This window comes from Mycobacterium kiyosense (assembly GCA_021654635.1).
GTDB lineage: Bacteria > Actinomycetota > Actinomycetes > Mycobacteriales > Mycobacteriaceae > Mycobacterium > Mycobacterium kiyosense.
Map to the genome: position 1 here is coordinate 3,783,878 of AP025179.1, position 25,517 is coordinate 3,809,394.

Here is a 25,517-nt window from a genome sequence, read left to right on the forward strand (position 1 = left end):
CGCAGCCCGCGGCGCGAGTCACCGACCGCAGCCCGCACCCCGGCTGATTCACAGGACTTCGACAGCCCGGACCTCTGGGACGGACCGGCCCTCGAAGCGCACACTGCCGCCTTCGCCGTCGGGCCGGCGGGGTTGGGGACGTGAATATGGTGTGTCTGCTCGAGCGCTGCGCCGCACTCAACGAGCTCGGCGCGTCGGCGCGATCCGCCCAGAGCGGTTCGGGTCGGGTGGTGCTGTTGCGCGGGGAAGCCGGCGTGGGCAAGACGGCGCTGCTCAACCGGTTCACCGGCGGGCTGGACGACTCGATTCAGGTGTTGACGGGCTGGTGCGACCCGCTGGCAGCACCGCCCCCGTTGGGCCCGCTGTTCGACGCGCTGCCCGGGTTCGGGGCAGCGGCGGCCGCAACCCTGTCTGCCGCGATCGAATCCCGCGACTCCGGCGCCCTCTACCGGCGGCTACTGACCGTCCTGCGGGACGGTCGGCGCCGGGTGTGGGTGATCGAGGATGCGCACTGGGCCGACGGGGCGACGTTGGATCTAATGCGATTCCTCACCCGGCGCGTCGAGTCGTTGCCGCTGCTGCTGGTGGTCTCCTACCGCGACGACGAGCTCGATCACCGGCACCCGCTGGCGCTGGCGCTGGGTGATCTGGCCGGCTGCCCCACGGTCAGCCGGATCGGGCTGAAGCCGCTGAGCCGCGAGGCGGTGGCCGCGCTGGCCGCCCACACCGGCGCCGACGTCGAGCACCTCTACGACCTCACCGGGGGAAACCCGTTTTACCTCACCGAGGTGCTGGCGGGCGGTGCCGCAGCGCTGGAGTGTGATCTGTTGCCGCGCAGCATATTCGAGGCGGTGTGGGGCCGGCTGGCCCGGCTGTCGAAGCAGGCGCGACTGACCGCGCAAGCGGTGGCGGTCTGCGGGCCGCTCGCCGAGGTGGATTTGGTGCGCGAGGTGTGTCCGCAAGCCACGCTCGCATTGAGTGAATGCCTGGACGCGGGAGTGCTCGTCGCGAAATACGATGCGGTTCGTTTTCGTCACGAGTTGGCCCGGCATGCCACGTTGCAGCGCCTGCCCGATTACCTGCGCAAGGATTTGCACGCCCGTGCGCTGCGAGCACTCAGCGAGCCGCCGATCGAGCAGAACACTTTGGCAGCGTTGGTTTTTCATGCCGACCACGCCGACGATCACGACGCCGTCATCCGGTATGGTCCCGCCGCGGCCGAGCATGCCGCCATGCTGGGGGCGCATCGCGAGGCCGCCGAACTGTATGAATTGACGCTGCGGCACGGCCAGACCACCGACGACGAGAAGGTGCACTGGCTGGAACAGCACGCTTTCGCCAGCCATCTGTGCGGGCTGGGTGAGCCGGCCGTGTCGTCGTGGCGCGAGGCCATCAGGCTGTGCCGCTCGGCCGGGGACACGCTGGGTGAAGCGCAAAACCTGCGCTGGCTGTCGCACGAGCTGTACGGCATCGGCCGCGTCACCGAAGCCACCGATGCCGGACGGGAATCACTGCGGCTGTTGCAGGAATCCGGTCCCTGCCCGCAGCTGGCCTGGTCATTGGTGAATCTCGCCGAGATAGGAGTGCTCCGATTCGAGCAGTCGGCCACCGCGTACGCCGACCAGGCCATCACTCTGGGCACCCAACTCGGCGACCACGCCGTCGTCGTCCGCGCCCGCGGCTACGCCGCGCTGGCCAGGGTGCTGCAATCGGAAACCGGTTGGGAGGAATTGGAATCGGCTTGGCGCGAGGCCATGCTTTCCGACGCTCGTGGCGAGCACGCCGGACTGCTCGGATCGGATATCTGCTGGGCGGCGGCGCGGCAGTACGACCTGGAGCGCGCCGAGCGTTACATCGCCGAATCGCTTTCCTACTGCCGTGAACGCAACCTGGTCACGTTCGAGGCTTTCAATCTGGGCGTCAGTGCGCTCGTCGACCTGCATCGCGGCGAGTGGGCCCGGGCGAGTGCGTGCGCCGAGTCCCTGCTCGCCCGCCGGGGACTGCCGGCGTTGCACCGTATCCTGCCGCGCCTGGTGCTGGCGCTGATTCGCGCCCGCCGCGGGCATCCGGCTGTCGGCGCGCTGCTCGACGAAATCGCGGCCAGCTCCGAGCCCGAGCAGCTCCGGTTGTTCCCGATTGCCGCTGCCCGCGCGGAATCCGCGTGGCTGGCCGGTGACGACGACACCGCACAACGCGAGGCGCGCGAGGCCCTGATTGATGCCGGCATGGACCGCGATCCGTCGCTGACCTGGCAATTGCGCCGGTGGATGCTAATGCCCGGCCCCCAGTCGATCTCCGTGGCCGTCGAGCCCCCACTCACACCGGTCCAGTTGGAGATCGCCGGTGATTGGCGTGCCGCCGCGCAGCAGTGGACGCAGCGCGGCTGCCCCTATGAGGCGGCGATCGCTCAACTGGGCGGGGACCTCGCCGCGGTCGAATCGGCCTTGACCACGTTCCGGCGTCTCGGCGCGCGGGCCGCGACGCGTCGCGCACAGCAGCGGCTGGCTGAGGTACGAGGTCTTTCCCGGCGCGGTCGCCACACCGAGACGTTGGCCGACCCGGACGGGTTGTCTCGCCGGGAACGCGAGGTACTGGATCTGATTGCGTTGGGGCAAAGCAACATTCAGATCGCCGCCGCACTGCATATCAGCCCGAAGACAACCGGATGTCACGTCAGCTCGATCCTGGCGAAACTCGGTGTGCGCAACCGGACCCAGGCCGCCGCGCACGTGCGTGGCCGGGTCAACAGCTAGCCGTCCTGGCCGTGGTTGCCCGTGTAGCCGTTGTAGCCGTTGAGGCCGTTGCTACCGTTCGTCGTGGAACCGGTGCCGTAGCTGCCGCCGCTCCCGTAGCCGCCGCCGCCCCCGCCGCTACCGCCGGACCCACCCTGGCTCCAGCCGCTGCTGCTGCCCTGCTGGCCGAACAACGTCCCACCGGCGCCACCCGCAGCCCCGAGTCCGCTGCCGCCGCCGGTTCCTCCGGTCCCGCCGTTACCGCCGTCACCGCCGTTACCGCCGTTGCCGCCGACGTTGATGTTGCTGGCCTGCTCGCCCGACCCGCCCTGACCGCCGCCACCACCGAATCCGCCGACGCCACCGGCGCCCCCGCGCCTCCGGAACCGGCGGCACCACCCGCACCGCCGTTGCCGATCAGACCCGCGGCGCCGCCGGCACCGCCATTGCCACCGACGCCGCCCTGACCGCCGTCGCCGCCGGTACCGCCCAGGCCTCCGTCACCGCCATTGCCACCGGAAGACCGGAAGGAGCCCTGGTCACCGAGTCCCCCGCCACCGCCGGCACCGCCCTGACCGCCGCCGGCACCGGTACCACCCAAGCCGCCGGTGCCACCGGCACCACCGGCACCTCCGTCGCCGACCAGCAGACCACCGTGGCCGCCGGCTCCCCCTGCACCTCCGATACCGCCGGCGCTTCCGGCCGCCCCCGTGCCGCCGGTACCGCCGCCGCCACCGGCTCCCCGTACGCGAACTGACCGAAGTAGGCCGTACCACCAGGTCCGCCCCAGCCACCCGCCCCGCCGGGCGCTGATCCGAGGGCACCAGTGCCGCCGGCGCCTGCATACGCGGCGCCCGAAGCGATGCCGACGAATTGAGCGGTGCCGCCTAAACCGCCGGTGCCCCCGTTTCCACCGGCACCGCCGGGACCGCCATTACCGCCCAGAGCCGTCCCGTCACCACCCCCGGCCGCCAGCGCGAACCCGCCGGTTCCGCCCGTGCCGCCGGTGGCGGCAAGTCCCGCGTCGGCGCCGGGTCCGCCGGTTCCCCGGTTGCGGTGGCACCGGCGAGGCTCGTGGTTCCGTACACACCATTTGCTCCGAGTGTGGCGGCGACAGCGCTGACCTCGGAGTTGACGCCGTTGGCGCCGATCATGCCGGTGCCGCCCGGCCCGCCCGCGCCGCCGGTGCCGAACAGGATGGCGTTGCCGCCGCTGCCGCCGTGCCCGGCGATACCCCGTTGATCCCCGACACCCCGGCGCCGCCCTGGCCGCCGACCCCGCCGTTGCCGAACAGCCAGCCGCCGCTGCCGCCGGTGCCGCCGGCCGCACCGGCGCCGCCCAGCCCGCCCGGCCCGCCGTTACCGAACAGCCCCGCCGCGCCGCCGTTACCGCCGGCCTGTCCCAGCGCGCCCGATCCGCCGGCGCCGCCGTTGCCGACCAGGATCCCGCCGGCACCGCCGTTGGCGCCGGTTCCCGCGGTGCCGTTGGCGCCGTCGCCGATCAGCGGTCGCCCCAGCAGCGCCTGGGTGGGCGCGTTGATCACGTTCTCCACCAGCTGCAACGGATCAGCACCGGCGGCCTCCGCCTGCGCATATGCCCCGCCGGCCGCACCCAGCAACTGCGCGAACCGGTCGTGAAAGGCGGCCACCTGGGAACTGAGCCCCTGGTAGGCCTGTCCATATCCGGAAAACAGCGACGCGACCGCGGCCGACACCTCGTCGGTACCCGCAGCCAACAACCCCGTCGTCTGGGTCACCGCCGCGGCGTTGGCCTCACCCAGCCGCGTCCCGATACCCGCCAGGTCCGTTTCAGCCGTCGCCACCAACTGCGGCGTCACCGATAGAAAAGACATTTGCCCGACCTCGCCCGAATCGCGGCGGCCCCCACGGCTGCCCTTCGCTCCTATCGTCGAACGACGGCCGGGCCGGGGAAATCGGGCAAATTACCGATTTCTTAGCTGAACCGGCAGACCCGGGCACCCCCGCACGGCACGCAAGCCGCCAGCGTCCCCATATGCACGCTCGCGGCCCGCTTTCGACGGCATTCTGCGGCCGCTCGTCGGAATGCTCAGGGCTGTCCGGGCTTGAGCCGCACGAACAGCGCGTCGGCTTCGGTCAGCAGCGTGTCACCGTCGCGCAGCCGGCCGGACACGAAGATCTTGCGGCCCTCGTCGCGGTCGATGCCCGCCTCGAATTGCAGCTCTTTTTCGATCGGCACGATATTGCGGTAGTCGATCTTGAGGTAGGCGGTGCGCTGCCGGCGGCTGCCGGACAGCCACGCGCCGGTCAGGCCGAGCACACTGTCGAACAACATGCCCAGCGAACCGCCGTGCACGGCGCCGTTGCGGCCCAGATGAAACCGCGAAAACCGGGCCCAGCCCTCGATCCGGCCGTCCGCGGTCTTGCGGGCCTCCATCGGCACCGTCAGCAGGTTGCCACGCATCGGCAGGTCCATCCGCCGCCCTGACGGCGAGTGCCACTCGTCGGCGTCGTAGGGAGCCAGCAGCGCCGAGAGTTCCTCGAGCCGGTCGGCTGCCTGGCTGATGACCTCGTCGGGCGCGTCCACGGCGCGGGCGTGGTCCTGCAGTCTGCGCACCGCGTCGATGAATCGGCCGTAGTCGGGGCCGCCCTTGTGGGTGGGCTCGGGCGGGTTGAAGCCCCGCCGGGGTGTCGCTGATCTGCGGCTGCCATCAGGACACCGTATGCGGTGTGCCCCAGGGTGAGCCGCCGGGCTACTGGGCCGCGCCGGCCACCGACAGCGTCTCGAACTCCTCGTCGGACAGCTCGATGTCGGCGGCGGCGACGTTCTCCTCCAGGTGCGCCACCTTCGAGGTTCCCGGGATGGGCAGCATCACCGGTGACCGCTTGAGCAGCCATGCCAGCGCCACCTGCGACGGCGTCGCGTCGTGCGCGGCGGCGACCTGCTGCAGCGGGCCGCCCGGCGCCGCCAGCGGTCCGCCGGCCAGCGGGAACCACGGGATGAACCCGATGTTCTGGGTGGTCGCGGCGTCCACCAGCGGCTCGGCCTTGCGGCTGGTCACGTTGTACATGTTCTGCACGGACACGATCGGGGCGATCTGGCGGGCGGCCTCGAGTTGGTCGACGTCGATCTCGGAGAGACCGATGTGGCGGATCTTGCCCTCGTTCTGCAGGGCGACGAGCTCCCCCAGCTGGTCGGCCAACGGGACATTCGCGTCGATGCGGTGCAGCTGGAACAGGTCGATGGTGTCGACGGCCAACCGGCGCAGGCTCATCTCGCATTCCTGGCGCAGGTAGCTCGGATTGCCCAGTGGCACCCAGACATTCGGCCCGGTGCGCAGCAGGCCGGCCTTGGTGGCGATCACCAGGTCGGGGTAGGGATGCAGCGCCTCGCGGATGATCTCCTCGGACACGTAGGGGCCGTAGGAGTCCGCGGTGTCGATGAAGTTCACCCCGAGTTCGACCGCGCGCCGCAGCACGCGCACGCATTCGTCGCGGTCGGCGGGCGGGCCCCACACCCCGTCGCCGGTCAGGCGCATCGCGCCGAAGCCGAGCCGGTTGACGGTCAGGTCGTTGCCGAGGGTGAATGTCCCGGAAGCTTGGGCGGTCACGTTCCCGACCGTACGCGTGGCAAGCTGACTTGGTGGACCTGCACACGCTCGCCGAGCAGCAACTGACCTATCCGGAGGTGGGTGCGACGGCTGCCGGCCAACTGCCCGCGGGGTACGGCCACCTCGACGTGTCGGCCCAGATCGGGACGGGACGGGATCGTTTCGAACAGGCTGCCAAGTCCCTCATGCACTGGGGCATGCAGCGCGGCGCCGGGTTGCGGGTGCAGGCCAGCACCGAGACGGTCTGCGTCTCCTCGGTGGTGGTGGTGACGGTGCTGGGCGTGCTGCGGGCGCCGTGCCGGGTGGTCTACGTGGTCGAGGAACCCGACATTCGCGGGTTCGCCTACGGCACCCTGCCCGGTCACCCGGAATCGGGCGAGGAACGCTTCGTGGTTTGCTACGACCCGGACACCACCGCGGTGTACGCGCAGGTGTCAGCCTTCTCCCGCCCGGCGACCTGGTGGAGCAGGCTCGGCAAGCCGTTCGTCGCGGTGGCCCAGCGGGTGATCGCCAAGCGGTATCTGCGCGGCGTGTGACAGTTAGGACGCCGGGCGCTGAGTGAGCGGGGGGTACCCGTCGAGCAGGCCCGACTGCTGCAGCGCGTCCTGGATGAACACCTGCACCGGGCGTGACCGGATGAAGCCGGCGTGTCCGCCGCGATACCAGTAGATCTCGGGTTTGCCCCAGTGCTCCCACAGCCGGATCACCTGCTCGCGCGGGTTGACCACCTGATCGGCGACTCCGGCGTAGACGAAGCGCCCCCGCATCGGCACCAGCGGGGTGAGCGAGAGCGGTGACATCATCTCGCCGATGGGCTCGGCCAGCTTCATCGTGTCGCGGCGCGGATCGCCGGCGCGCAAACCCGAATGGCGGCTCAGCAACTCGACGAGGTTGGCCACCGGCACCCCGAGAATTGCACTGGTCAACCCGCTGTCCAGGCTGGCCACCAACGCGGCGATGTAGCCACCCAGCGACATGCTGTTCAGCCCGATCGGCGACTCGGGCTCCTGGGCACGCACCCAAGTCAGCAAACGCCGGATGTCCCAGACGGCTTGTGCGGTGGCATGCACGTCGTCCATCACGTCTTCACCCGGGAACACCGCGCCCTTGGGCAACCCGCGGGCCCGCCGGCCGTGCATGGGCAGCACCGGCAGCACCACGTTCAAGCCGAGCTCTTCGTGCAGCTTGCGGGCCCGGAAAATCCTGAGATCGATTCCCGGGCGGCCCATTTCGGTGCCGTGCACGCAGATCAGCCAGGGCCGCGGCTCGGGATGGCGTAGCAGCACTGCGTATTCGCGCCGCAACGCGGTGTAGCCCAGCCACCGTTCGGCGCCGGGTTCGCCGGGATGCGGCGCGTAGCCGCTGTCGAACGACAGCCGCTGGCAGTCCCGTCCATCCTTGACCTGCACGTCCGTAAGCGCTGGCGGCTCAACGAAATAACCCTTGGGCTCCTCCAGCCACCCTCTGGTTCGGTAGAACTCGAGCGCCTCGACCACCTCGTCGTTGATGCGCCGGAAGGCGGCGGGTCGGCTGACCGGGCGGCGCACCTTCAGACCCGCCAACACCACCTCGTCGCGAAATGCTTGCGCCGCCAACGCAATCGTAGGCCGTGCGATCGGCAGGTCGGGGACATCGAGGGCGTCGGAGTCGGCGCCGGAGTTGCGGTAGTCGCGCCACGAACTGGACAGGTAGCGACCGGTGTGGGCAAACGGCCGTGCCACCTCGCCGATGGCCCGACGCACCTTGCGGCCGCGGGTACGACGTTGTTCACCGGCTACTGTCATAGCTCCGACGCTAACACCGCGCAGGCTCGCGCCGGTGGGACGAGGACCCGGATTTTGGTCACTTCAAGCCCGTGAATGGGGCGTGGATCACGTCCCCCGTGTTAGGGGCACCAACCGGCCAGCAAACTCTCTGCAGCCGCGCACATCTCCTCGATGACTTTGCCCGCCGGTGCCGCTTCGCGAATCATCCCCACGCCTTGTCCCGCGTCCACCGGCGCGGTCCGCGAGTCGTTCGCCGCCACCGAGTCGGCCAGCACCCGGGCCGGAAACCGCTCCGGCCAGGGCAGTCCGGCAGCGATGTCGAAGTCCCGGGTGACGCGAGTATCGGTGCCGGCCGCCCCGATCAGTGCCGCGCGGCCCGAATCGGCGGTCAGCGCCTCCGGGCAGGCCGCCAGCCGAGTGCCCACCCAGGCCCCGGCGGCGCCGGCCGCCAGCACAGCGGCCAGACTGCGGGGCGAGGCGATCGCGCCCCCGGCCAGTACCGGCACGCTCACCTGGTCGAGCACCGCGTCCAGCAACGGCAGTGTGCCCAGTCGCATCTCGCCGTGGCCCCCGCCCTCGGCGCCCCGGGCCACCAGGATGTCGACCCCGGCGTCGGTCGCCCTTCGGGCCCCGGTCACGTCGTAAACCTGTGTCGCAGTAGCGATTCCGGCCGCATGGGCCGGCCCGACCCAGGACCAGTCGGTGCCGAAGCTGACCGATAACAGGGCCGGTCCTGCGGCCACCGCGTCGTCGAGCAGCCCGGGCTGGTCGCGCATCACCCAGTCGACCAGCCCGATCCCGAATCGCCCACTGACAAAACGCATCTCGCGGGCAAGCGCCGCCCTGGTGGCGGTGCTGCCCATCCCGATCATGCCCAGTCCACCGGCTGCGGTGACCGCGGCGGCCAGCCGCCCGCCGGCTACGCCGCCCATCGGGGCGTTGACGATCGGTACCCGCAGGCCGAAGTCGCGCGACCAGGCTGTGGCGAGCATCCTCGACTAGTGCGACGCGCCCGGCTGGGACTTCAGCACCGTCAACATCACCACCGAATCCTGCACGGCCAGCAGCGCGTGCCGAACCGGCGGGATCGCTACGTAATCGCCCGACCTTCCGTCCCAGGCGTCGTCGCCGGCGGTGAGGCGCACGTGGCCCTGCAACACCTGCAGTGTCGCCTCGCCCGGGCTGTCGTGCTCGGCGAGTTCGTGCCCGGCGAGCAGGGCCAGCACCGTCTGGCGCAGTTCGTGGGTGTGTCCGCCGTGAATGGTGTGGGCGGCCCGGCCGCTGTGCGACTTGCCCGCCTCAGCCAATTTCTCGGATGCCAGGCTGTTCAACGAAATGGATTCCATCGGTGCGTCCTTTCAAAGGCTCAGCAGCAGTATGCCCGCCACCAGCAATGCAACCACTTTGACCAACTCGAATGCGACGTAGACGTAGTGAGCGCGCGACCGGGGTCCCGCCGCGCCGGCCAGCACCTGATCCGAGCGGCGCGTCAACCGGGGCCGCACCGCGACCAGCTGAATGGCCAGCGCGACACCGGCCGTCGCGTATGCCACCAGGATTCGCCCCGGCGTCGGCCCGGCGACCAGATAGGCCAACAGCACCAGGGCGAAGCCGACCTCGATGGTGTTGAGGGCACGAAAGACCAGGCGTCCGATGCCCAACCCGATCTGCAGCGTCACGTTGGGCGCCCGGAACTTCAGCGGGGCTTCCACGAAAGAGATGGCCAGCACCATGCCCAGCCACACGAAGGTGACCGCGGTTTCGACGGCTTGCGCGGCGCTCACGCCGGCACCCCCTGCAGATGGGCCAGGCACAGATCCGGTTCGACGAACGCCTCGAGCCGCTCGACGGTCACCGGCGCCGCCCAGGTCTCGAGTGCCCCGCGCATGAGCCCCAGGTGAACCGGACACACCACGGTGGACCGGGTTTCGGCGAGCTCCAGGAACGGGCAGTGCCGCAAGCCCACCTGCGTCTTGCCTTCGGCTTCCCTGCGCTCGGGCGCGAAGCCCAGCCCGTCCAGCAGATCGACCAGATGATCGATCGAGTCCGCCACGCTGGTGACGGGGGGCGCTTCGAGCCGCTTGCCCCACTCACGTCCTGCGGCCAGCGCCCGCCCACTCGAATCCTCTTCTGCGGCAATCCCGTTGGTGAGGATCTCAGCGAGCAGCCGGTAGTGCCGCGTCCCGCCGCGGTCCATCTGCCGCACCGCGGCGAACATCAGCGGCGGGCGGCCCGGGCCGCGTCGCGCAGGCTGGACCTGCTGCACCTGGCCGTCGCGCACCAGGCTTTCGAGGTGAAAGCGCACGGTGTTGGGATGCACACCCAACTCCTCGGCGATGTTCAGGATGCTCAACGGGTTTGGCGACGCGCGCAGTACCCGCAATACCGCACGGCGGCGGCCGGCGTCCTCGCCCGGTCCGGCTTTCTCACTCACTGGCACTGCGCCCCTTCGCGACTTGTCAGCCTTGGGTCGGCTGGCGACCAACGGCGCGTCCACACCGAGCGGACCGACCTTGGCGGCGCCACGCGGCGAACCCAGCGGCGCGTCGCGACCGGGCAGGGTTTCGTTGCAGAACGCTTCATTGTCCGCCAGATGAGGGTGCAGGTCATCAGGCAGGTGGTCTTCGTGGTGGATCGCCTCCACCGGACACACCGGTTCGCAGGCGTCGCAGTCCATCATCATTCGGGATGGATGTAGGGCGCCCGGCCCTCTTCGTAGATGCAATCGACCGGACACTCTTCGACGCAGCCTCGGTCCAGCACGTCGATGCAGGGTTTCCCGATCATGTAGGCCATCCGCTAGAGTTTACACAATATGTGTTGTAAATACGCAGGGTCCGCGCCAACGGCCTGGATGCCGATGTCATCGCGTCGCCACCGGAAGGCAGAATCGACACGCATGCGGGATCTCGACGTATTGATCCAGGTGCTGTCCGGCAACGGGCGGCCTTCAACCGAGGAGGGCATCATCGACATGCACCCTGGCGCATTGCTCTGGCTGCCACGTCGTTCCCGTCGACAATGCAACGCCGGCCCCAAGGGACTGCGTCGCCTCACCGTGCACCGCCGCCAGGCGCTCGTGCTTCGGCCACCGGCCCGGCGGGCAGCCTGATGACCGAGAAGGAAAACCGGCTTCCCTCTTCGCAACGCGACGACGAACACGTGCAAGGGCACTGGCTGCTGGCCCGGCTCGGCAAGCGGGTACTGCGGCCCGGCGGGGTCGAGCTCACCCGCACGCTGCTGGCCCGCGCCGATATCGCCGGCGCCGACGTGCTCGAACTAGCGCCCGGCCTGGGCCGCACCGCAGCCGAGATCGTCGCCCGCAACCCGAAGTCCTACGTCGGCGCCGAAGGCGACCCCGATGCCGCCAGCCACGTTCGCGGCGTCCTCGGGGGGAAAGGGGAAGTCCGGGTCACCGACGCCGCCGAAACCGGATTGCCCGACGCCAGTGCCGACGTGGTCGTCGGCGAGGCAATGCTGACCATGCAAGGCGATTCGGCCAAGCACGCCATCGTGGCCGAGGCCGCGCGGGTGCTGCGGCCCGGCGGACGCTACGCGATCCACGAACTCGCGTTGACACCTGACGACGTGCCCGAGGAGATCAGCACCGAGGTGCGCCAGTCACTGGCCCGCGCCATCAAGGTCAACGCGCGGCCGCTGACCATCGCCGAGTGGTCGCAACTGCTGGCCGGGCACGGGCTGGTGGTCGACAACGTCGCCACCGCGCCGATGGCACTACTGCAGCCGCGGCGCATCGTTTCCGACGAGGGCCTGCTCGGTGCCCTGCGCTTCGCCAAAAACGTACTGACCCAGCCCGAGGCGCGTAAGCGAGTCCTGATGATGCGCAACACGTTTCGCAAGCACCGCGAACGCCTAACCGCGGTCGCGATCGTCGCTCACAAGCCGCGCTGAAGCCAGCCGGTAGACGTCGTGCAATCGCACGATGTCGCTGGGCGTGAGGATCCCCACCACGGCGCCGTTGTCGAGCACCAGTGCCCGGCTGCGCCGGCCGACCGGCGCCATCCGCGCCAGCAAGTCGGTCAACGGTTCCCCGGGCGCCGCGGTGGGCACCTCGGCCAGGGCGAGCGCGATGTCGCCGACCATGGTGCCGGCACGCCGGTCGGGCGCGACCTCGCGCAGCTGCGCCAAGGTGACCAGCCCGACGATCGCTCCGTCCCGATTGATCACCGGATAAGCCGAGTGGCGATCGCCCAGCACATAGTGCTCGATGAAGTCCTCGACGGATATCCAGGCGGGCGCGGTGTGTGGCTGCGCCGTCATCGCGTCGCCGACGCGCACCCCGGCGAAGAGTTGCCGGGTCGAGATCCGGTTCTCCTCGTCGCGCGCGGCCGAGAAGATGAACCAGCCGATGAACGCGAGCCAGACGCCCCCGATCATGCCCCCTACCAAAAACTCGGCCAGTCCCAAGGTGATCAAGACGAAGGCGAGCATCCGTCCGGCCCGCGCCGCCCCGATCCCCGCCCGCGCCAGATCACCGTGGCGGCGCCACAACAGGGCCCGAACCAGGCGGCCGCCGTCCAGCGGCGCGCCGGGCAGCAGGTTGAACAGGCCCAGCAACAGGTTGACCACGGCGAGCCACCACAGCACCGCGACCACCACGGAGGCAACCCTTATGCCGGCCGCGCCGACGGCCAGCATTCCGAAGGTGGCCGACAGCAGCAGGCTGGTGGCCGGGCCCGCGAAGGCGATCCGGAAGTCGTCCTTGGGGGTTTTCGCTTCGCCGCTCAGCGTGGTCACTCCCCCGAACAACCAGAGCGTCACGCCCCCGACAGCCACCCCGCACCGGCGCGCGACGACAGCGTGCGCCAGCTCGTGACCCAGCAGCGAGGCCAGCAACACCACCGCGCCACATCCGCCGGCGATCCAATAGACCAGGTGCGCATAACCTTTGACGGTGCCCGGCAGTGTCGTGGCGAGACTCCAGGTGAACAGCCACAAGACAACCAACACGCTCCAGTGGACCTTCACCTGGAACCCGGCTACCCGTCCCAGCGGAATCTCATCGTGCACGGTCAGCCGTCCTCGTGCGTCATCGCGGCCCGTTCGGCCCGTTCTTTGATGCCGCGCAGCAGCCGGCGGGTGCCCAGCGCGATCGCCGGGCGGGCCAACTCCAGCGCGGCCACCTCGCCGGGGTGACGCAGCGCGAGCCGCACCCGCACCAGCAACCGGACGCTGTCCTCCCAGTGCGGCTGCAGGTGCATCGACCACACCCCGGTGCGGTCGGTCCGGCCGGCCGTGAGTACCAGGCATTCCTCCGGCACAATCTTCGCGACGGTCAGTTTCACCCCGCCGTCGATCCCCAGCCAGCCCTCGGGCGTCACCTGGATGACGTCCCCGACCTCCAGGTGCGGCCAGTCGGGATTCACCTGCTCCGGAATGAGCCAGGGCCATACTTGCGCTGCCGGTACGTCGATACTGATCGCCTCGGTCGTCTGTACGGCAGGATCTGCCACCAGCTCGTCGCCGGGCATCCTGGCCTGCGCCTCGGCCTTGGTAGTGCCCCAGTTGAGGTAGTACCGGCGCGCCGCATACAGCAACGCCAATGCCGCCCCGACCCGCATCGGTCCTCTCTTTATCGCCACGACCTCAGTATGGGCGGGCCCGGGTGCACCGCGACAGGGTCGATGGTCCTTGGCTGCAACCGATCTCGCCAGGGTGCCGGCCGGCCGCTGACCAATGCCGACGCGGGTGGGACTTTGGTCCCTACCCGCGCCCGCGCGCCCGATATCTGATGAGTTTGAGACCACGGGAGCAGGAGGAACAGCAATGCGAGTAGAGCGATTGCGCTGGTTGGTTAAGGCGGACGGTCCTTACGCCTCAATATATTTCGACGATTCACGGGACGCGTCGGATTCCGCCGAGCAACTCGAGGTGAAGTGGCACGACATTCGCGCGGAACTGGAAAGACTGGGCGCCGCAGCCGAACTCATCGGCAAAGTCGGTGATGCGGTGCGCAACGCGCGGCCGCCGGTCGGCCGGCGCGGGCGGGCGATCGTGGCAACGGCCGACCGGGTGTTGGTCAACGAGCAACTGCTCAGTCCGCCCCCGTCGATCGAGGTGCGGTTTTCGGAATACCCGTATCTGCTGCCGCTGATCGAACTGGAGATGCGCCGCCCGACCTACGTGTTCGCCGCGGTCGACCGCAACGGCGCCGACGTCGCGCTCTGCAAGGGCGAGACGGTCACGTCGGCGAGCATCGACGGTGGCGGATATCCGGTCCACCGGCCCTCCAGCGCGGGCTGGAAAGGCTACGGGGACCTGCAGCACACCACCGAGGAGGCGGTGCGGATGAACTGCCGCGCCGTCGCCGACCACCTCACCCACCTGTTTGACGAAGCCGACCCCGAGGTGGTGTTCGTCTCCGGGGAGGTGCGCTCGCGCAGCGACGTCGTTTCGGCGCTTCCGCAACGCGTCGCCAGGCGTGTGTCGCAGTTGCATGCCGGCGCGCGACGGGATCACTTCGACACCCAGGAGATCCGTGAGTTGACCGCCGGCGAGTTCGCCCGGTTGAGAGATGCCGAGCTAAGCGCTGTCGCCGAGCGATTCCAAGCCGGCATCGGGCCCGCCGGCTTGGCCACCGACGGGCTGGCTGCGGTGTGCGCGGCACTGCGGGACCAAGACGTGCAGACCCTGATCGTCGGGGCGCTGGGTGACGCCACGGTGGTCCGCGGTCGGGAGCGCACCACGCTCGCACCGGATGCCGACACCTTGTCGGAGCTGGGCGAAGCCGTCGAGGGCGTGGTACGGGCGGACGAGGCACTCCCGTTCGCCGCAATCGCAGTGGGGGCCGACGTAGTGCGCACGGACGAGCGGATGCAACCCGCGGACGGCGTCGCCGCGCTGCTGCGCTATCCCGCGGTCGACACGCTGGCCCGCCGGTGACGGCTACCGGATACGGGATGTTCGTCACCGCAAGAAGTGGCTTCCGCCCCTAGCCGCGACTCCGCGCAGAACCCACACTGAAGTCATGCAGCGATACGCCGATCGCGCCGAGGCCGGGCGTCGGCTCGCGCCCCTACTGAGCCACTTGCGCGACGAAGACGCGGTGGTGCTGGGGCTACCCGCGGGGCGGGGTCGCGGTGGCCTTCGAAGTGGCACGCGAGTTGCGGTTGCCGTTCGACGTGCTCCTGGCGCGACGGCTCGCGGTCCCCGGCCACCCCGACCTTGCCTTCGGCGCGGTCGGGGAACGGGGGGTGCGGATCAACAACGACGCCGTCATCCAGCGGGCCGGTCTGACGTATCGCGAGATGGACGACGTGGAAAACCGGGAATGGGAGGACCTGATCCGGCAGGGGCAGCGGTTCCGTGGGAGCCACGGGCGGATTTCGCTGAAGGGACGCGTCGCGCTGATCGTCGACGACGGCGTCGCGACCGGAGCAACCGCGCAGGCGGCCTGCCAGGTGGCACGGGCCCAAGGGGCTCGCACGGTGGTCCTGGCGGTTCCGATCGTGGCCGCCGAGGTCGCCGACCAGCTGGCCGAGTACGCCGACGAGGTGGTCTGGGCTCAGCCGCCGGTTCCGCACTTCGCGGTCGCCCAGGGTTACCGCGACTTCGCCCCTGTCACCGACGACGACGTGGCCGCGCTGCTGGATCGCGCCGGCAACGGATTCGCTTCTGACGCAGACGAACCGGGCTGTGAGCGCGCGGCTACATCGCCCTGAGCAGTTCGATCTTTCCCCTGGTGCGAAGTTCGTAGAGAGCCGAGCCGCGTAACGCCGTCATGTGCGCGGCCATCTTGTCGCCCAGTGCCTCGAGGTCGGCGTCGCTGATCCGCACCGGCGGCGGGGCCGGAATCATGTCGCGTTCCTCACCGTCGGCGTGGGCTTCCAGGACCGTGACGAAGGCTGCCCACGCTTCCAGATGACCCGGGGCGGACTGCGGGGTGCGCATCAGCCGGCCCAGCTGGTCGACCACCTGGCGGTGCTTGTGGGCTATCGCGATCCATTCGCCCGCCGCGGACAGCGCCGGGTAGTAGAGCTCGTCCTCGATGCGGAAGTGGATGTCGAGTTCGAGCAGTATCTCGTCGAACAGTTCGTGCCGCTCGGGGCTGGTCAACGGCGCAGCGCTGACCTTGCGGCCCAGTGCTTTGAGCATGGCGTGGTGCTCTCTGAGCACGTCGTAGGCATTCATCGGCCGCTCCTTACCTGCCTGTGAAGGCAAGCCCCTCCGCAGTTCGACCCCCGTGTCAGGGTTCCGGTTCCGAGCGTGGCTGGGAAGGTTTGCTAGCTGTGAATATCCGAAAAGACTCCTGTGCGTGGTTCACCCGTCCAGCGTCCGCCGGGCCCGCTGCAGGCTCGCTTCGGTCAGTCTGCCGGCCGCGCCGAGATAACTGGACGACGGCGGCTCGCCGGTCAACTCGGCGATGGCCCGTTGCTCGCCGAGAACGTCGGCCCCGGCCAGGTTCTCGGCCATCGCATCGGTGTGCACAACCAGGCCGGCCACCAGTTCACTGCATTGCGAACCGGCGACCACCGTGCGGCGTGCCAGGGTGCGCAGTGTGTCCCATTCCGCATGCCAGGCGCCGTCGGGGCGTTCGTCGTTGGCCAGCGCGGCGGCGGTGTGCAGGGTGGCGGCCAGCGGCGGCGCCGCGATCGCGGCACGCCGAATCAGGATGGCGAGCACCGGGTTGTGTTTGTGCGGCATCGACGACGATCCGCCGCGCCCCGCGGGTTCGCTCAGCTCCCCGATCTCCGGGCGGGCCAGCGTGACCACGTCGGAGGCGACGCGTCCCCAGCTGTCGGTGCACGCGACCAGCGCATCGCCGAACGCGGTGATGGGCGCGCGGTTGGTGTGCCACGGTGCACGGAAGTCCAAGCCCAAAGCGGTTGCTGCGCTGCGCGCTACGTGTTCGGCGCTCACCGCGGGATCTGCGGTCCCGGTGCGCAGTGTCACCAGTTCGACGGTGGCGGCGTAGGTTCCGACGGCGCCGCCGAACTGGGCCGGGGTGGCGAGCGTCCGCAGCCTGGTGTAGGCGTCGACGATCCCGTCCAGCCAGCCCGCGACCTTGACGCCGAACGTGGTGGGCGCCGCCTGCTGGGTCAGGGTGCGCGCCACCATCGGCGTGGCCCGGTGCGCGCCGGCCAGTGCCGAGAGCGCTGAGATCTGTTCGGCGAGTTGCGCTTTGACTTGTTGTGCGACGGCACTGAGCGCCAGCATGATCGCGGTGTCCAGCACGTCCTGACTGGTGAGGCCGCGGTGTAGGTACGGGGCCAGCGCGGGGTTGGCGCGTCGCCGCAGCAGGGCAACCAGGTCGAGCACCGGGTTTCCGCCGGCTTCGGCGCCGCGTGCCAACGGCTCGGTGTCGTCCTCCGCCAGTAGCTCGCCCAGGTCGGTCCTGCCGACCGGAGCCAGCCCGGCTTGGACCAGGGCGCCGAGCCAGGCGGACTCGACCGCCACCATCGCCCGAAGCAGCGCCGGATCGGTCATGAGCTCGCCGGCACGCTCGTCGCCGGGCCACAGCAGATTGGTCATCGCGACTCGTCGCAGTAGGCCAGGAACACCGTTTCGTCCGGCCCCTGTAGATGAATGTCGAAACGGAATATCGTTCGCCCCGAACAGCTTTCGTCGATGCACAGCAAGCCGGTGCGGCGCTGCGGGGGCACGGCGGACAACACCGGGTCGGTGTCCGGAGTCGCGCCGGGCAGGTAGGCGCGGGTGAACAGCCGATGCAGCAGCCCCCGAGCGAACACGGTAACGGCGAAATACGGCGACCGTCCGGCGGCCGTCGGGCCGGGAACTACCGTGCTGAACGCGTACCGGCCTTCGCCGTCGGTTGCCGCGCGGCCCCAACCGGTGAATGTCCAACCGTCGCGGCGCAGCGACCCCGAAGCCCGCGGGATGCGGCCGGCACTGTCCGGCTGCCAAAGCTCCACGAGCGCATCGGGCACCGCGACGCCTGCGCCGTCGAAGACCGTCCCGCGCAGCTCGACCGCGCCGGGAAACTCCGCGCACACCAGTTCGCTGTCGCGCGGGAACGGCAGTCCGATGCCGAAGAACGGACCTACCGTCTGGCCCGGCGTGCACTCATTCCTGGGCATCATGGGCGTCCCCGCGACCCAGCACGATGTCCCACCGGTAGCCCGTGGCATATTCGGGCTCGGTCACGTCGTGGTCGTAGCGCGCGATAAGCCGTTGCCGCGCAACGGGATCGACGACCGACGAGAGGATCGGGTCCAGGCCGGCCAGCGGGTCGCCGGGAAAGTACATCTGGGTCACCAGTCGTTGGGTGAAGGCGGTGCCGAAAACCGAGAAGTGGATGTGGGCGGGTCGCCAGGCGTTGTGATGGTTGCGCCACGGGTAGGGGCCGGGTTTGACGGTCTTGAATCGGTAGGAGCCGTCGGGTCCGGTCAGGCACCGGCCGGCGCCGGTGAAGTTCGGGTCCAGCGGGGCCGGGTGCTGGTCGCGCTGGTGACGGTATCGGCCCGCGGCGTTGGCCTGCCAGATCTCGACCAGCTGACCCACCACCGGACGGCCGGCTGAGTCGAGTACCCGTCCGGTGACGATGAGGCGCTCCCCGATCGGTTCACCCGGGTGCCCGGCGGTCAGGTCGGCGTCGAGGGGGTCGATGTCCTGGTGGCCGAAGCACGGTGCACAGCGTTCGATTTCGTCGGGATCGACGACGAGCAGGGGGTGGTCCGGGTGTCGCAGCACGCTGCTGCGGTAGGGCGGGTAATCCAGCCGCGGCTGAGTTTGCGGCACGCGCCCGCGCTCCTGCTGGGCGGCCAGTAGTTCGGCGGCAGCGATCTCCGCGCTGATGTCGGCTTGCGAAGCGACGCGCTGCGGTGCGGCGTTCACGAAGCGTGACGCTACTCGGGCCGGATCTCGCTTCGCGGCAGGCCGTCCTGCGCGCGCCGCGCTCAATCGGCGTGGCAAAGATCTCAGGCCCACGCCGGCGAAACCGACTCGGCAGCTCCCCGCAATCCGCTGCGACCCGTCGCCCGCCCCGCACCGCAGCGGCCGTCGGCGGCCTGCACGCCGACCCCGCCGAGGCGCTGAAGCCCTTGTCACACAACAACAGTGTGGTGACTGCGTTGACTGCTTCCGCGCATCCGGGGGCTGTTTGTACGGATTGCGACCGGAATTATCCGCATTCGGTAGCGACTGCGCCGAATGGCCGCTGCCGCGGGAGCGGCCGATGCTAAATTCCGCCTCGCCGGCAAACACAGGGATTGGAATCGCGATGTCATATGTAGTCGCCGCTCCGGAGTTGGTGAACGCGGCAGTCGGGGATTTGGGCAACATCGCCTCGTCGATCGACGCAGCCAGGTCGGCTGTAGGGGGTGCGACGACGTCGGTCGCCGCGGCCGGTGCCGACGAGATATCGGAGGCCATCGCGGCGCTGTTCAATGCCCACGCGCAGTCCTTCCAGGCGGTCAGCAGCCAGGCCGCGGCCTTCCACAACCAGTTCCTGCAGACCCTGTCGACGAGCGCGTCGTCCTACGCCAGCGCCGAGGCCACCAACCTGGCCGGCCTGATCGCCAACCCCCACTTCGAACTGTTCGGCGTCCTGCTCGTCGGTGACGGCACCAACGGCACCGCCGCCAATCCCAACGGCGGCAACGGCGGCCTGTTGTGGGGCAACGGCGGCACCGGCTACACCCAGACCGGCGCTTCCGGGCTGGCCGGCGGTCGCGGCGGCAACGCCGGGCTGATCGGCAACGGCGGCCGCGGGGGCAACGGCGGCTACGGCGCAGCCGGTGGCGCCGGGGGTACCGCCGGCTGGCTCTACGGCAACGGCGGCACCGGCGGAAACGGCGGCGCGGCGATGGCGGGCTTCAACGGTGGCTTGGCGGGAACCGGCGGAAGCGGGGGCGGCGGCCTGCTGTTCGGCAACGGCGGCGCGGGCGGCCAGGGCGGTACCGGGCTGGCCGGGACGGGCGTCACCACGCCCGGCGGCGGAACGGCGGCCGCCGGCACCGCGGGCACCAACGCCACCGGCACCACGGGTGTCACCGGCACCGGCGGCGGCACCGGCACAGACGGGACGCTGGGGCAGACCGGCGGCGCGGGGGGCAGCGGCGGCAGCGCCACCTCCTCCGGCAACAACGTCCAGAATTACTCCGGGACGGGCGGCCGCGGCGGCGACGGGGGCATGGGCGGCTCCGGCGCCGACGCCTCGGCGCTCAATGCGGGCGGTGTCGGCGGTCACGGCGGTTCCGGCGGGAATGCCGGCCTGCTGTTCGGCAACGGCGGCGCGGGCGGCCAGGGCGGCGCCGGCGGCGTCGGTGGGAGCGGTGGCACGGGCGCGGCGGGCGGCGGCGGCGGTGCGGGAGGCGCCGCGAGCGTCAGCTTCAACAACCAGTTCGCGAATGGGGTCGCGACCGGCGGCAACGGTGGCACCGGCGGCACCGGGGGACGGGCGGCGCTGGCGCGACCGGCGGTCTCGGCGGCGACGGCGGTAACGGTGGCCGCGGCGGGTTCCTCGTGGGTATCGGCGGCGACGCAGGAAACGGTGGCATCGGTGGTGTAGGCGGGGTCGGCGGCAGCGGCGGTACCGGCGGCGTTGGCGGTGCCGGTGGCGGCGCCGCCGTGACCGGCAATGCCACTCCTCTCATTGCCAACGGCGGCGTCGGCGGCGACGGTGGCACCGGAGGCGACGGCGGCACCGGCGGGGTCGGCGGCAACGGCGGCGCGGCCGGAAGCGCGGGAGCCGGCGGTCTGCTGGGCTACGCGGGCGCCAGTGGCTCCGGCGGGACGGGCGGGATCGGTGGTCACGGGGCGCGGCGGGGAGCCCGGGCGCAGCAGCCGCGGGTGGCGCCGCAACGGGTTCACTTAGCGCGGCCAAGACCCCCGGAGCGTCCGGCGATCCCGGCGATGTGGGCAGCTTCGGCGCCCAGGGCGCAACCGGAGCCAACGGCTGACCTGTCCGGCCAAGCGGCACGGTTCTCACTTCTCTACTGTTCGGAGATATTCTCTGTAGAGCAGACAGAAGGGGGTCGCGGTGACAGCCGTGTTCGAACATGTCCGCCGCGGCATGATCCCCGCGCACATCTACAACGACAAAGAGATCTTCGCGCTGGAGAAGGAACGGTTGTTCAGCCGTGCCTGGATGTTCGTCGGGCACGAATCGGAGATCCCGCACGACGGCGACTACGTGGTGCGCCGGGTACTTGACGATTCGTTCATCATCACCCGCGACTCGCACGGCCGGATCCGCGCCCTGTTCAATATGTGCCTGCACCGCGGCATGCAGGTGTGCCGTGCCGAAATGGGCAACGCCTCCAATTTCCGCTGCCCGTATCACGGTTGGACCTACCGCAACGACGGCCGGCTCACCGGTCTGCCGTTCCACCGCGAGGCCTACGGCGGCGACGCCGGCTTCGCTAAGGGCCAATCTCTATTGCCCGCACCGAGTTTCGCGACCTACAACGGGCTGATGTTCGTCAGCCTCGATGCGCAGGCCCCGCCGCTGACCGACTTCCTCGGCGACTTCGCGTTCTATCTGGATTTTTACAGCAAGCAGAGCGACCGGGGCCTGGAAGTGCGTGGGCCGCAACGGTGGCGGATCAAGGCGAACTGGAAGATCGGCGCCGAGAACTTCTCCGGCGACATGTACCACACCCCGCACACCCACGCCTCGATCGTCGAGATCGGGCTGTTCCGGGAACCCAAGGCGCAGAAACGCAAAGACGGCGCCACCTACTGGGCGCACCGCGGCGGCGGCACCACCTACAAGCTGCCGCCGGGCGGCTTCGAGGAACGCATGCGCTACGTCGGCTACCCCGACGAGATGATCGACCGGATCAAACAGGTCTGGTCGCCACGTCAGCAACAGGTGGTCGCCGACGACGGCTTCATGTTCTCGGCGGCCACCTGCTTTCCCAATCTGAGCTTCGTGCACAACTGGCCGAAACTGCCCGGCAGCGACCAGGTGCTGCCGTTCATCTCGATCCGGCAGTGGCAACCGATCAGCGAGAACGAAACCGAGGTGTACTCGTGGTTCGCGGTGGACGCCGCGGCACCCGAGCAGTTCAAAAAGGACTCCTACAAGGCGTATCTGATGTGCTTCGGGTCCACCGGCATGTTCGAGCAGGACGACGTGGAGAACTGGGTCTCGCTGACCACCACCGCGGGCGGCGCGATGGCCCGTCGGTTGCTGCTCAACAGCCGGATGGGCCTGCTCGAAGACGACAGCCCCGTCATCGCCGAACTGTCGCCGGAGTCCTTCCACGGGCCCGGACGCGCGCAGGTCGGCTACAACGAATACAACCAACGCGAGCTGCTCAAACTGTGGGCGCAGCAACTGGAGTCGGCATGAAGAAGCCGTTGCCGTTCAACGATATTCGCCACCTGGAGGCGCACCAGTTCCTGGTCGACGAGGCCTACCTGCTGGATGCCCAGCAGTACGAGGCGTGGCTGGACACCATGACCGACGACATCCGCTACGTGATGCCGGTGCGGGTCACCACCGCGCGCGGCGCCGGATTCGACACCTCGCCCGGGATGGACCATTTCGACGAAGACAAGTACTCGCTGAGTCACCGGGTGGCGCGGATGGGCACCGAGCACGCCTGGGCCGAGGACCCGCCGTCGCGGCTGCGGCACTTCATCACCAACGTGCGAACCTTCGAATGCGACGATCCCACCGAGTTGCTCGTCGAATCCGCCGAACTGCTGTTCCGCAGCCGCGGCGACGTCAACGAGAGCGCATTGTTGTCCTGCGGCCGCAAGGATGTGCTGCGGCGGTGCGATCACGGCTGGAAGCTGGCCCGCCGCAACATCTTTGCCGACGAGTCGGTGCTGCGGATGCAGAACCTGGCGGTGTTCCTGTGAACCCGGTCGGCGAGCCCATCACCGTCGCAAACGAATTCACCGAGGTGACGGTGCAGCGGGTGGACACCCGCAATGGGTCGCGGCTGCTGATCATCGCGCCGCGAAGTGGGCGGCAGATCACCCTGGACGCCCTAGAAGTCGAGGCATTGACCTGGCAAAATCCCCGTACGCTGGCGGCCATGGTGGGAAGCGCGCAGACCCCGTTGTTGCCGGACGACCCGCAACCATGACCGGCTGGCTCGAGGCAAAGCGCGCCCTGGTCGTGGGGGCGGGCTCCGGAATCGGCCGGGCGGTGCTCGACGCGTTCCTTGCCGAGGGCGCGGAAATTGCTGTGCTGGAACGTGATCGGGACAAGTGCGCACGGCTGCGCGAGGAGCTTCCCGACGTTGCGGTGATCGAGGGTGACGCCGTCACCCGCGAGGCCAACGAGCGTGCTGTTGCCGCGACGGTGGACCGCTACGGCGGCCTGGACACCCTGGTGAACTGCGTCGGGGTGTTCGACTTCTACCGCAAGCTCTCCGACATCGGCTCCGCGGCGCTGTCCCCCGCGTTCGACGAGATGTTCCGCACCAACGTGCTCAGCCACCTGCAGTCGGTCCAGGCGGCGCTGCCCCGGTTGCGCGAAGGAACGGGACCCTCGATCGTGCTGACCGAGTCCACGTCCGCCTACTATCCGGGTCGCGGCGGCGTGCTGTACGTGTCGTCCAAGTTCGCGGTGCGCGGGCTGGTGACGGCGCTGGCGTACGAACTGGCGCCGCAAGTGCGGGTCAATGGCGTCGCACCCGGCGGAACCTTGAACACCGACCTGCGCGGGCTGGCCAGTCTGGGCCTCGACGAGGTGCGCCTGGACGACTCTCCGGATCGCGCAACCGATCTGGCCGCCCGCACCCCGCTGCATGTCGCACTGTCCGGCGAGGATCACGCGTGGAGTTATGTGTTCCTGGCCTCCGACCGGTCCCGCGGCGTCACCGGCGAGACCGTGCACCCCGACGGGGGTTTCCGGCTTGCTTGAACAGCAGCGCTCGTTGCTCGCCCAGGCCTGCCGGGTCGCAGCGGCCCGCGGCCTGGTCGACGGCATGCTGGGGCATCTGAGCCTGCGGGTGGACGACGAGCGGCTGCTGATCCGGTGCCGCAGCGACACCGACACCGGAGTGGCCTACACCCGGCCCGACGACATCCGGCTGGTGACCTTCGACGGAAACCCCGGTGCCGCAGGCGAACTCGACGGCTACCGGGTGCCCAACGAACTGCCGATCCACACCGAGACGATGCGGGCCGACCCGCGGCATCGGGCCGTCGCGCACCTGCACCCGCCGGAGGTGGTGGCCGCGGACCTGGCCGGCATCACCCTGCGCCCCATCTACGGGGCGTACGACATCCCGGGCGCCCGACTGGCCCGTGGCGGCGTCCCCGTGTACGAACGCGCAGTACTGATCCGCAATGCGCGCCTGGGCCGGCAGATGGTGACGGCGATGGGCGACGCCTCGGTGGTGATCTGCCGCGGACACGGCATCACCAGCACCGCCGGCACCGTCGAAGAGGCCGTGCTGCAGGCGATCGGCCTCAACGAACTCGCCCGCATGTCGCTGCGGGTGCGCGCCGCCGGCGGAACCCTGCACGATATCGCCGACGAGGACTGGGACGACTTGCCGGACCTGGGCTCCGGTTTCAACGTCGAATCAGCCTGGCGGCACGAGGTCGCACGGTTGCGCGATCAACCGAGCTGATCGCCGATCTGCTTGGCGGCCTTGACAAGTGCGGCCGCCACTGCCGGATATTGCTTGGCCGGCAACCGGTTCTGCGGCGCCGCGGCATTCAGCGCCAGCAGCAGCCCCGGAGCCCGCGTCGGTATCGGCACCGCAACCGAGGCGACGCCTTCCTCGCTCTCCTCGCGGTTGGTGGCGTAACCCTGCGCGCGGATGCGGGACAGCTCGGCTTCCAGCCGGCTGCGGCTGCCGATCGACCGAGAAGTGATGGTGGCCAACGACTCGTCCGGAAGCAATTGGCGCAGTTCAGTTTCCGGTAGCTGAGCCAACAGCACCTTGCCCGTCGAGGTACAGTGCGCCGCCATGGTGCGGCCCAGCCGGGAGGCCACCCGCACCGCCCTGGGCCCCTCGATCGCCGCCACGAAACGCACCTCGGCACCATCGAGCATCCCGACGTGGATGGACTCCCCCAACCGCTCGCTTAGCTCCCGCATCACCGGCAGCGCGGCCCGCTGAATGTCGATCCGCCCGAAAATGGCGAAGGCCACGCTGGTCAGCGCCGGGCCGGGCAGGTACGCCTTGGTGGCTGGGTCCTGACGGACGAATCCGCGATATGCCAGCATCGCCAGCAGTCGGTGGGCGGTGGACGAGGCCACCCCCAGGTACCGGGTCGCCTCGCTGAGCCGGATCTGCGGTTGCTCACCCAGCAGCAACAGCAGCTTCAGCGCGTTGTCCACCGACTCGATCGGGTACTGCGGCGGCTCATTCCGCATTCGTCGAGCCTATCGCCCGAGCTGCGGGGTGCCCGACATGGTGGCCACTGCAACAGTTCTCGTCAAAACGGCATATTGTCCGCAAAACCCGGCTACCGTTTGCGCAGCGTCGCGTTGCCGGGTGGTCGGGGAATCATGACTGGTAGGCAACGCGGCGC

General features: G+C 69.7%; 25 protein-coding genes and 4 pseudogenes. 12 read left to right on the forward strand and 17 right to left on the reverse strand.

Features of this window, described 5'->3' with window-relative positions:
- The first annotated feature begins 146 nt into the window (after nucleotides 1-146).
- Nucleotides 147-2,753, forward strand: coding sequence for a helix-turn-helix transcriptional regulator (locus tag L6444_RS30700; protein ID WP_289624928.1), 2,607 nt, complete (start codon nucleotides 147-149; stop codon nucleotides 2,751-2,753).
- On the opposite strand, the gene L6444_RS31200 is transcribed toward L6444_RS30700, so the two are convergent.
- The 4 genes and pseudogenes from L6444_RS31200 to L6444_RS17645 all read right to left on the reverse strand — a co-directional run bounded on the left by L6444_RS31200 (nucleotide 2,750) and on the right by L6444_RS17645 (nucleotide 6,321).
- Nucleotides 2,750-2,926: a hypothetical protein gene (locus L6444_RS31200; protein WP_236984643.1), complete on the reverse strand. Its 177-nt coding sequence runs from the start codon at nucleotides 2,924-2,926 to the stop codon at nucleotides 2,750-2,752. The genes L6444_RS30700 and L6444_RS31200 overlap by 4 nt on opposite strands.
- A 353-nt stretch (nucleotides 2,927-3,279) precedes the next feature.
- A pseudogene (locus L6444_RS30705) lies at nucleotides 3,280-4,584 on the reverse strand (PE family protein); the annotation flags it as partial.
- A gap of 215 nt (nucleotides 4,585-4,799) precedes the next feature.
- Nucleotides 4,800-5,422 (reverse strand): annotated as a pseudogene (locus tag L6444_RS17640) (PaaI family thioesterase).
- A gap of 41 nt (nucleotides 5,423-5,463) precedes the next feature.
- Entirely contained in the window at nucleotides 5,464-6,321 is an 858-nt protein-coding gene (locus tag L6444_RS17645; protein ID WP_236976208.1) for an aldo/keto reductase, read from the reverse strand.
- Between the two features lie 32 nt (nucleotides 6,322-6,353).
- Between L6444_RS17645 and L6444_RS17650 the strand changes: the two genes are divergently transcribed.
- Complete coding sequence (locus L6444_RS17650; protein ID WP_236976209.1) at nucleotides 6,354-6,857, forward strand: DUF1990 family protein; 504 nt, start codon at nucleotides 6,354-6,356, stop codon at nucleotides 6,855-6,857.
- A 3-nt stretch (nucleotides 6,858-6,860) separates the two neighbouring features.
- On the opposite strand, the gene L6444_RS17655 is transcribed toward L6444_RS17650, so the two are convergent.
- The 6 genes and pseudogenes from L6444_RS17655 to fdxA all read right to left on the reverse strand — a co-directional run.
- Nucleotides 6,861-8,105, reverse strand: a complete 1,245-nt coding sequence (locus L6444_RS17655) for an alpha/beta hydrolase family protein (RefSeq protein ID WP_236976210.1) — start codon at nucleotides 8,103-8,105, stop codon at nucleotides 6,861-6,863.
- Between the two features lie 101 nt (nucleotides 8,106-8,206).
- Nucleotides 8,207-9,079, reverse strand: coding sequence for an NAD(P)H-dependent flavin oxidoreductase (locus tag L6444_RS17660; protein ID WP_236976212.1), 873 nt, complete (start codon nucleotides 9,077-9,079; stop codon nucleotides 8,207-8,209).
- A 6-nt stretch (nucleotides 9,080-9,085) separates the two neighbouring features.
- The gene (locus tag L6444_RS17665; RefSeq protein WP_236976214.1) at nucleotides 9,086-9,433 is read right to left on the reverse strand and encodes a cupin domain-containing protein; all 348 of its coding nucleotides are present in this window, start codon (nucleotides 9,431-9,433) and stop codon (nucleotides 9,086-9,088) included.
- 12 nt (nucleotides 9,434-9,445) lie between these two features.
- Nucleotides 9,446-9,871 (reverse strand): hypothetical protein, encoded by a 426-nt coding sequence (locus L6444_RS17670; RefSeq protein WP_236976216.1) that lies wholly within the window; start codon nucleotides 9,869-9,871, stop codon nucleotides 9,446-9,448.
- Nucleotides 9,868-10,527, reverse strand: a complete 660-nt coding sequence (locus tag L6444_RS17675; RefSeq protein ID WP_236984225.1) for a helix-turn-helix transcriptional regulator — start codon at nucleotides 10,525-10,527, stop codon at nucleotides 9,868-9,870. Before L6444_RS17675 ends, L6444_RS17670 begins: the two co-directional genes overlap by 4 nt.
- A 12-nt stretch (nucleotides 10,528-10,539) precedes the next feature.
- Nucleotides 10,540-10,883: pseudogene (fdxA, locus tag L6444_RS17680) on the reverse strand (ferredoxin); the annotation flags it as partial.
- A 103-nt stretch (nucleotides 10,884-10,986) separates the two neighbouring features.
- On the opposite strand from fdxA, the gene L6444_RS17685 reads away from it, so the two are divergent.
- A complete protein-coding gene (locus tag L6444_RS17685) occupies nucleotides 10,987-11,199 on the forward strand; it encodes a hypothetical protein (protein WP_236976218.1) in 213 nt (70 codons plus the stop codon).
- Complete coding sequence (locus L6444_RS17690) at nucleotides 11,199-11,999, forward strand: class I SAM-dependent methyltransferase (protein WP_236976220.1); 801 nt, start codon at nucleotides 11,199-11,201, stop codon at nucleotides 11,997-11,999. Before L6444_RS17685 ends, L6444_RS17690 begins: the two co-directional genes overlap by 1 nt.
- Here L6444_RS17690 and L6444_RS17695 read toward each other — a convergent pair.
- Both L6444_RS17695 and L6444_RS17700 read right to left on the reverse strand, forming a co-directional pair.
- Complete coding sequence (locus L6444_RS17695; protein ID WP_236976222.1) at nucleotides 11,961-13,118, reverse strand: site-2 protease family protein; 1,158 nt, start codon at nucleotides 13,116-13,118, stop codon at nucleotides 11,961-11,963. The genes L6444_RS17690 and L6444_RS17695 overlap by 39 nt on opposite strands.
- Nucleotides 13,119-13,120: 2 nt before the next feature.
- The gene (locus L6444_RS17700; RefSeq protein WP_236984226.1) at nucleotides 13,121-13,669 is read right to left on the reverse strand and encodes an SRPBCC family protein; all 549 of its coding nucleotides are present in this window, start codon (nucleotides 13,667-13,669) and stop codon (nucleotides 13,121-13,123) included.
- Nucleotides 13,670-13,874: 205 nt separating this feature from the next.
- Here L6444_RS17700 and L6444_RS17705 point away from each other — a divergent pair, with 205 nt between their 5' ends.
- Nucleotides 13,875-14,990, forward strand: coding sequence for an Rv2629 family ribosome hibernation factor (locus L6444_RS17705; RefSeq protein ID WP_236976225.1), 1,116 nt, complete (start codon nucleotides 13,875-13,877; stop codon nucleotides 14,988-14,990).
- A gap of 197 nt (nucleotides 14,991-15,187) precedes the next feature.
- Nucleotides 15,188-15,769 (forward strand): phosphoribosyltransferase, encoded by a 582-nt coding sequence (locus tag L6444_RS17710; protein ID WP_236976227.1) that lies wholly within the window; start codon nucleotides 15,188-15,190, stop codon nucleotides 15,767-15,769.
- Here the strand turns inward: L6444_RS17710 and L6444_RS17715 are convergent.
- From L6444_RS17715 to pcaH, 4 genes are all read right to left on the reverse strand, one after another.
- Nucleotides 15,756-16,238 carry a hemerythrin domain-containing protein gene (locus tag L6444_RS17715; protein ID WP_236976231.1) on the reverse strand — a complete coding sequence of 161 codons (483 nt, stop codon included), beginning with the start codon at nucleotides 16,236-16,238 and terminating at the stop codon, nucleotides 15,756-15,758. The genes L6444_RS17710 and L6444_RS17715 overlap by 14 nt on opposite strands.
- Before the next feature lie 129 nt (nucleotides 16,239-16,367).
- On the reverse strand, nucleotides 16,368-17,579 hold the full coding sequence (locus L6444_RS17720) for a lyase family protein (protein WP_236976233.1): 1,212 nt from the start codon (nucleotides 17,577-17,579) through the stop codon (nucleotides 16,368-16,370).
- Entirely contained in the window at nucleotides 17,576-18,145 is a 570-nt protein-coding gene (pcaG, locus tag L6444_RS17725; RefSeq protein ID WP_236984228.1) for a protocatechuate 3,4-dioxygenase subunit alpha, read from the reverse strand. Before pcaG ends, L6444_RS17720 begins: the two co-directional genes overlap by 4 nt.
- The gene (gene pcaH / locus L6444_RS17730; RefSeq protein WP_236976239.1) at nucleotides 18,132-18,902 is read right to left on the reverse strand and encodes a protocatechuate 3,4-dioxygenase subunit beta; all 771 of its coding nucleotides are present in this window, start codon (nucleotides 18,900-18,902) and stop codon (nucleotides 18,132-18,134) included. The genes pcaG and pcaH overlap by 14 nt, the downstream gene beginning before the upstream one ends.
- A gap of 385 nt (nucleotides 18,903-19,287) precedes the next feature.
- On the opposite strand from pcaH, the pseudogene L6444_RS30710 reads away from it, so the two are divergent.
- From L6444_RS30710 to L6444_RS17760, 6 genes and pseudogenes are all read left to right on the forward strand, one after another.
- Nucleotides 19,288-20,968 (forward strand): annotated as a pseudogene (locus L6444_RS30710) (PE family protein).
- Nucleotides 20,969-21,081: 113 nt separating this feature from the next.
- Complete coding sequence (locus tag L6444_RS17740) at nucleotides 21,082-22,365, forward strand: aromatic ring-hydroxylating dioxygenase subunit alpha (RefSeq protein WP_236984230.1); 1,284 nt, start codon at nucleotides 21,082-21,084, stop codon at nucleotides 22,363-22,365.
- The gene (locus L6444_RS17745) at nucleotides 22,362-22,880 is read left to right on the forward strand and encodes a 3-phenylpropionate/cinnamic acid dioxygenase subunit beta (protein WP_236976241.1); all 519 of its coding nucleotides are present in this window, start codon (nucleotides 22,362-22,364) and stop codon (nucleotides 22,878-22,880) included. The genes L6444_RS17740 and L6444_RS17745 overlap by 4 nt, the downstream gene beginning before the upstream one ends.
- Complete coding sequence (locus tag L6444_RS17750; protein ID WP_236976243.1) at nucleotides 22,877-23,110, forward strand: dihydrodiol dehydrogenase; 234 nt, start codon at nucleotides 22,877-22,879, stop codon at nucleotides 23,108-23,110. Before L6444_RS17745 ends, L6444_RS17750 begins: the two co-directional genes overlap by 4 nt.
- Nucleotides 23,107-23,892: a 3-(cis-5,6-dihydroxycyclohexa-1,3-dien-1-yl)propanoate dehydrogenase gene (hcaB, locus tag L6444_RS17755; RefSeq protein ID WP_236976245.1), complete on the forward strand. Its 786-nt coding sequence runs from the start codon at nucleotides 23,107-23,109 to the stop codon at nucleotides 23,890-23,892. Before L6444_RS17750 ends, hcaB begins: the two co-directional genes overlap by 4 nt.
- Nucleotides 23,885-24,607: a class II aldolase/adducin family protein gene (locus tag L6444_RS17760; RefSeq protein WP_255730666.1), complete on the forward strand. Its 723-nt coding sequence runs from the start codon at nucleotides 23,885-23,887 to the stop codon at nucleotides 24,605-24,607. Before hcaB ends, L6444_RS17760 begins: the two co-directional genes overlap by 8 nt.
- On the opposite strand, the gene L6444_RS17765 is transcribed toward L6444_RS17760, so the two are convergent.
- A complete protein-coding gene (locus tag L6444_RS17765; protein ID WP_236976248.1) occupies nucleotides 24,595-25,359 on the reverse strand; it encodes an IclR family transcriptional regulator in 765 nt (254 codons plus the stop codon). The genes L6444_RS17760 and L6444_RS17765 overlap by 13 nt on opposite strands.
- Nucleotides 25,360-25,517: the final 158 nt, after the last annotated feature.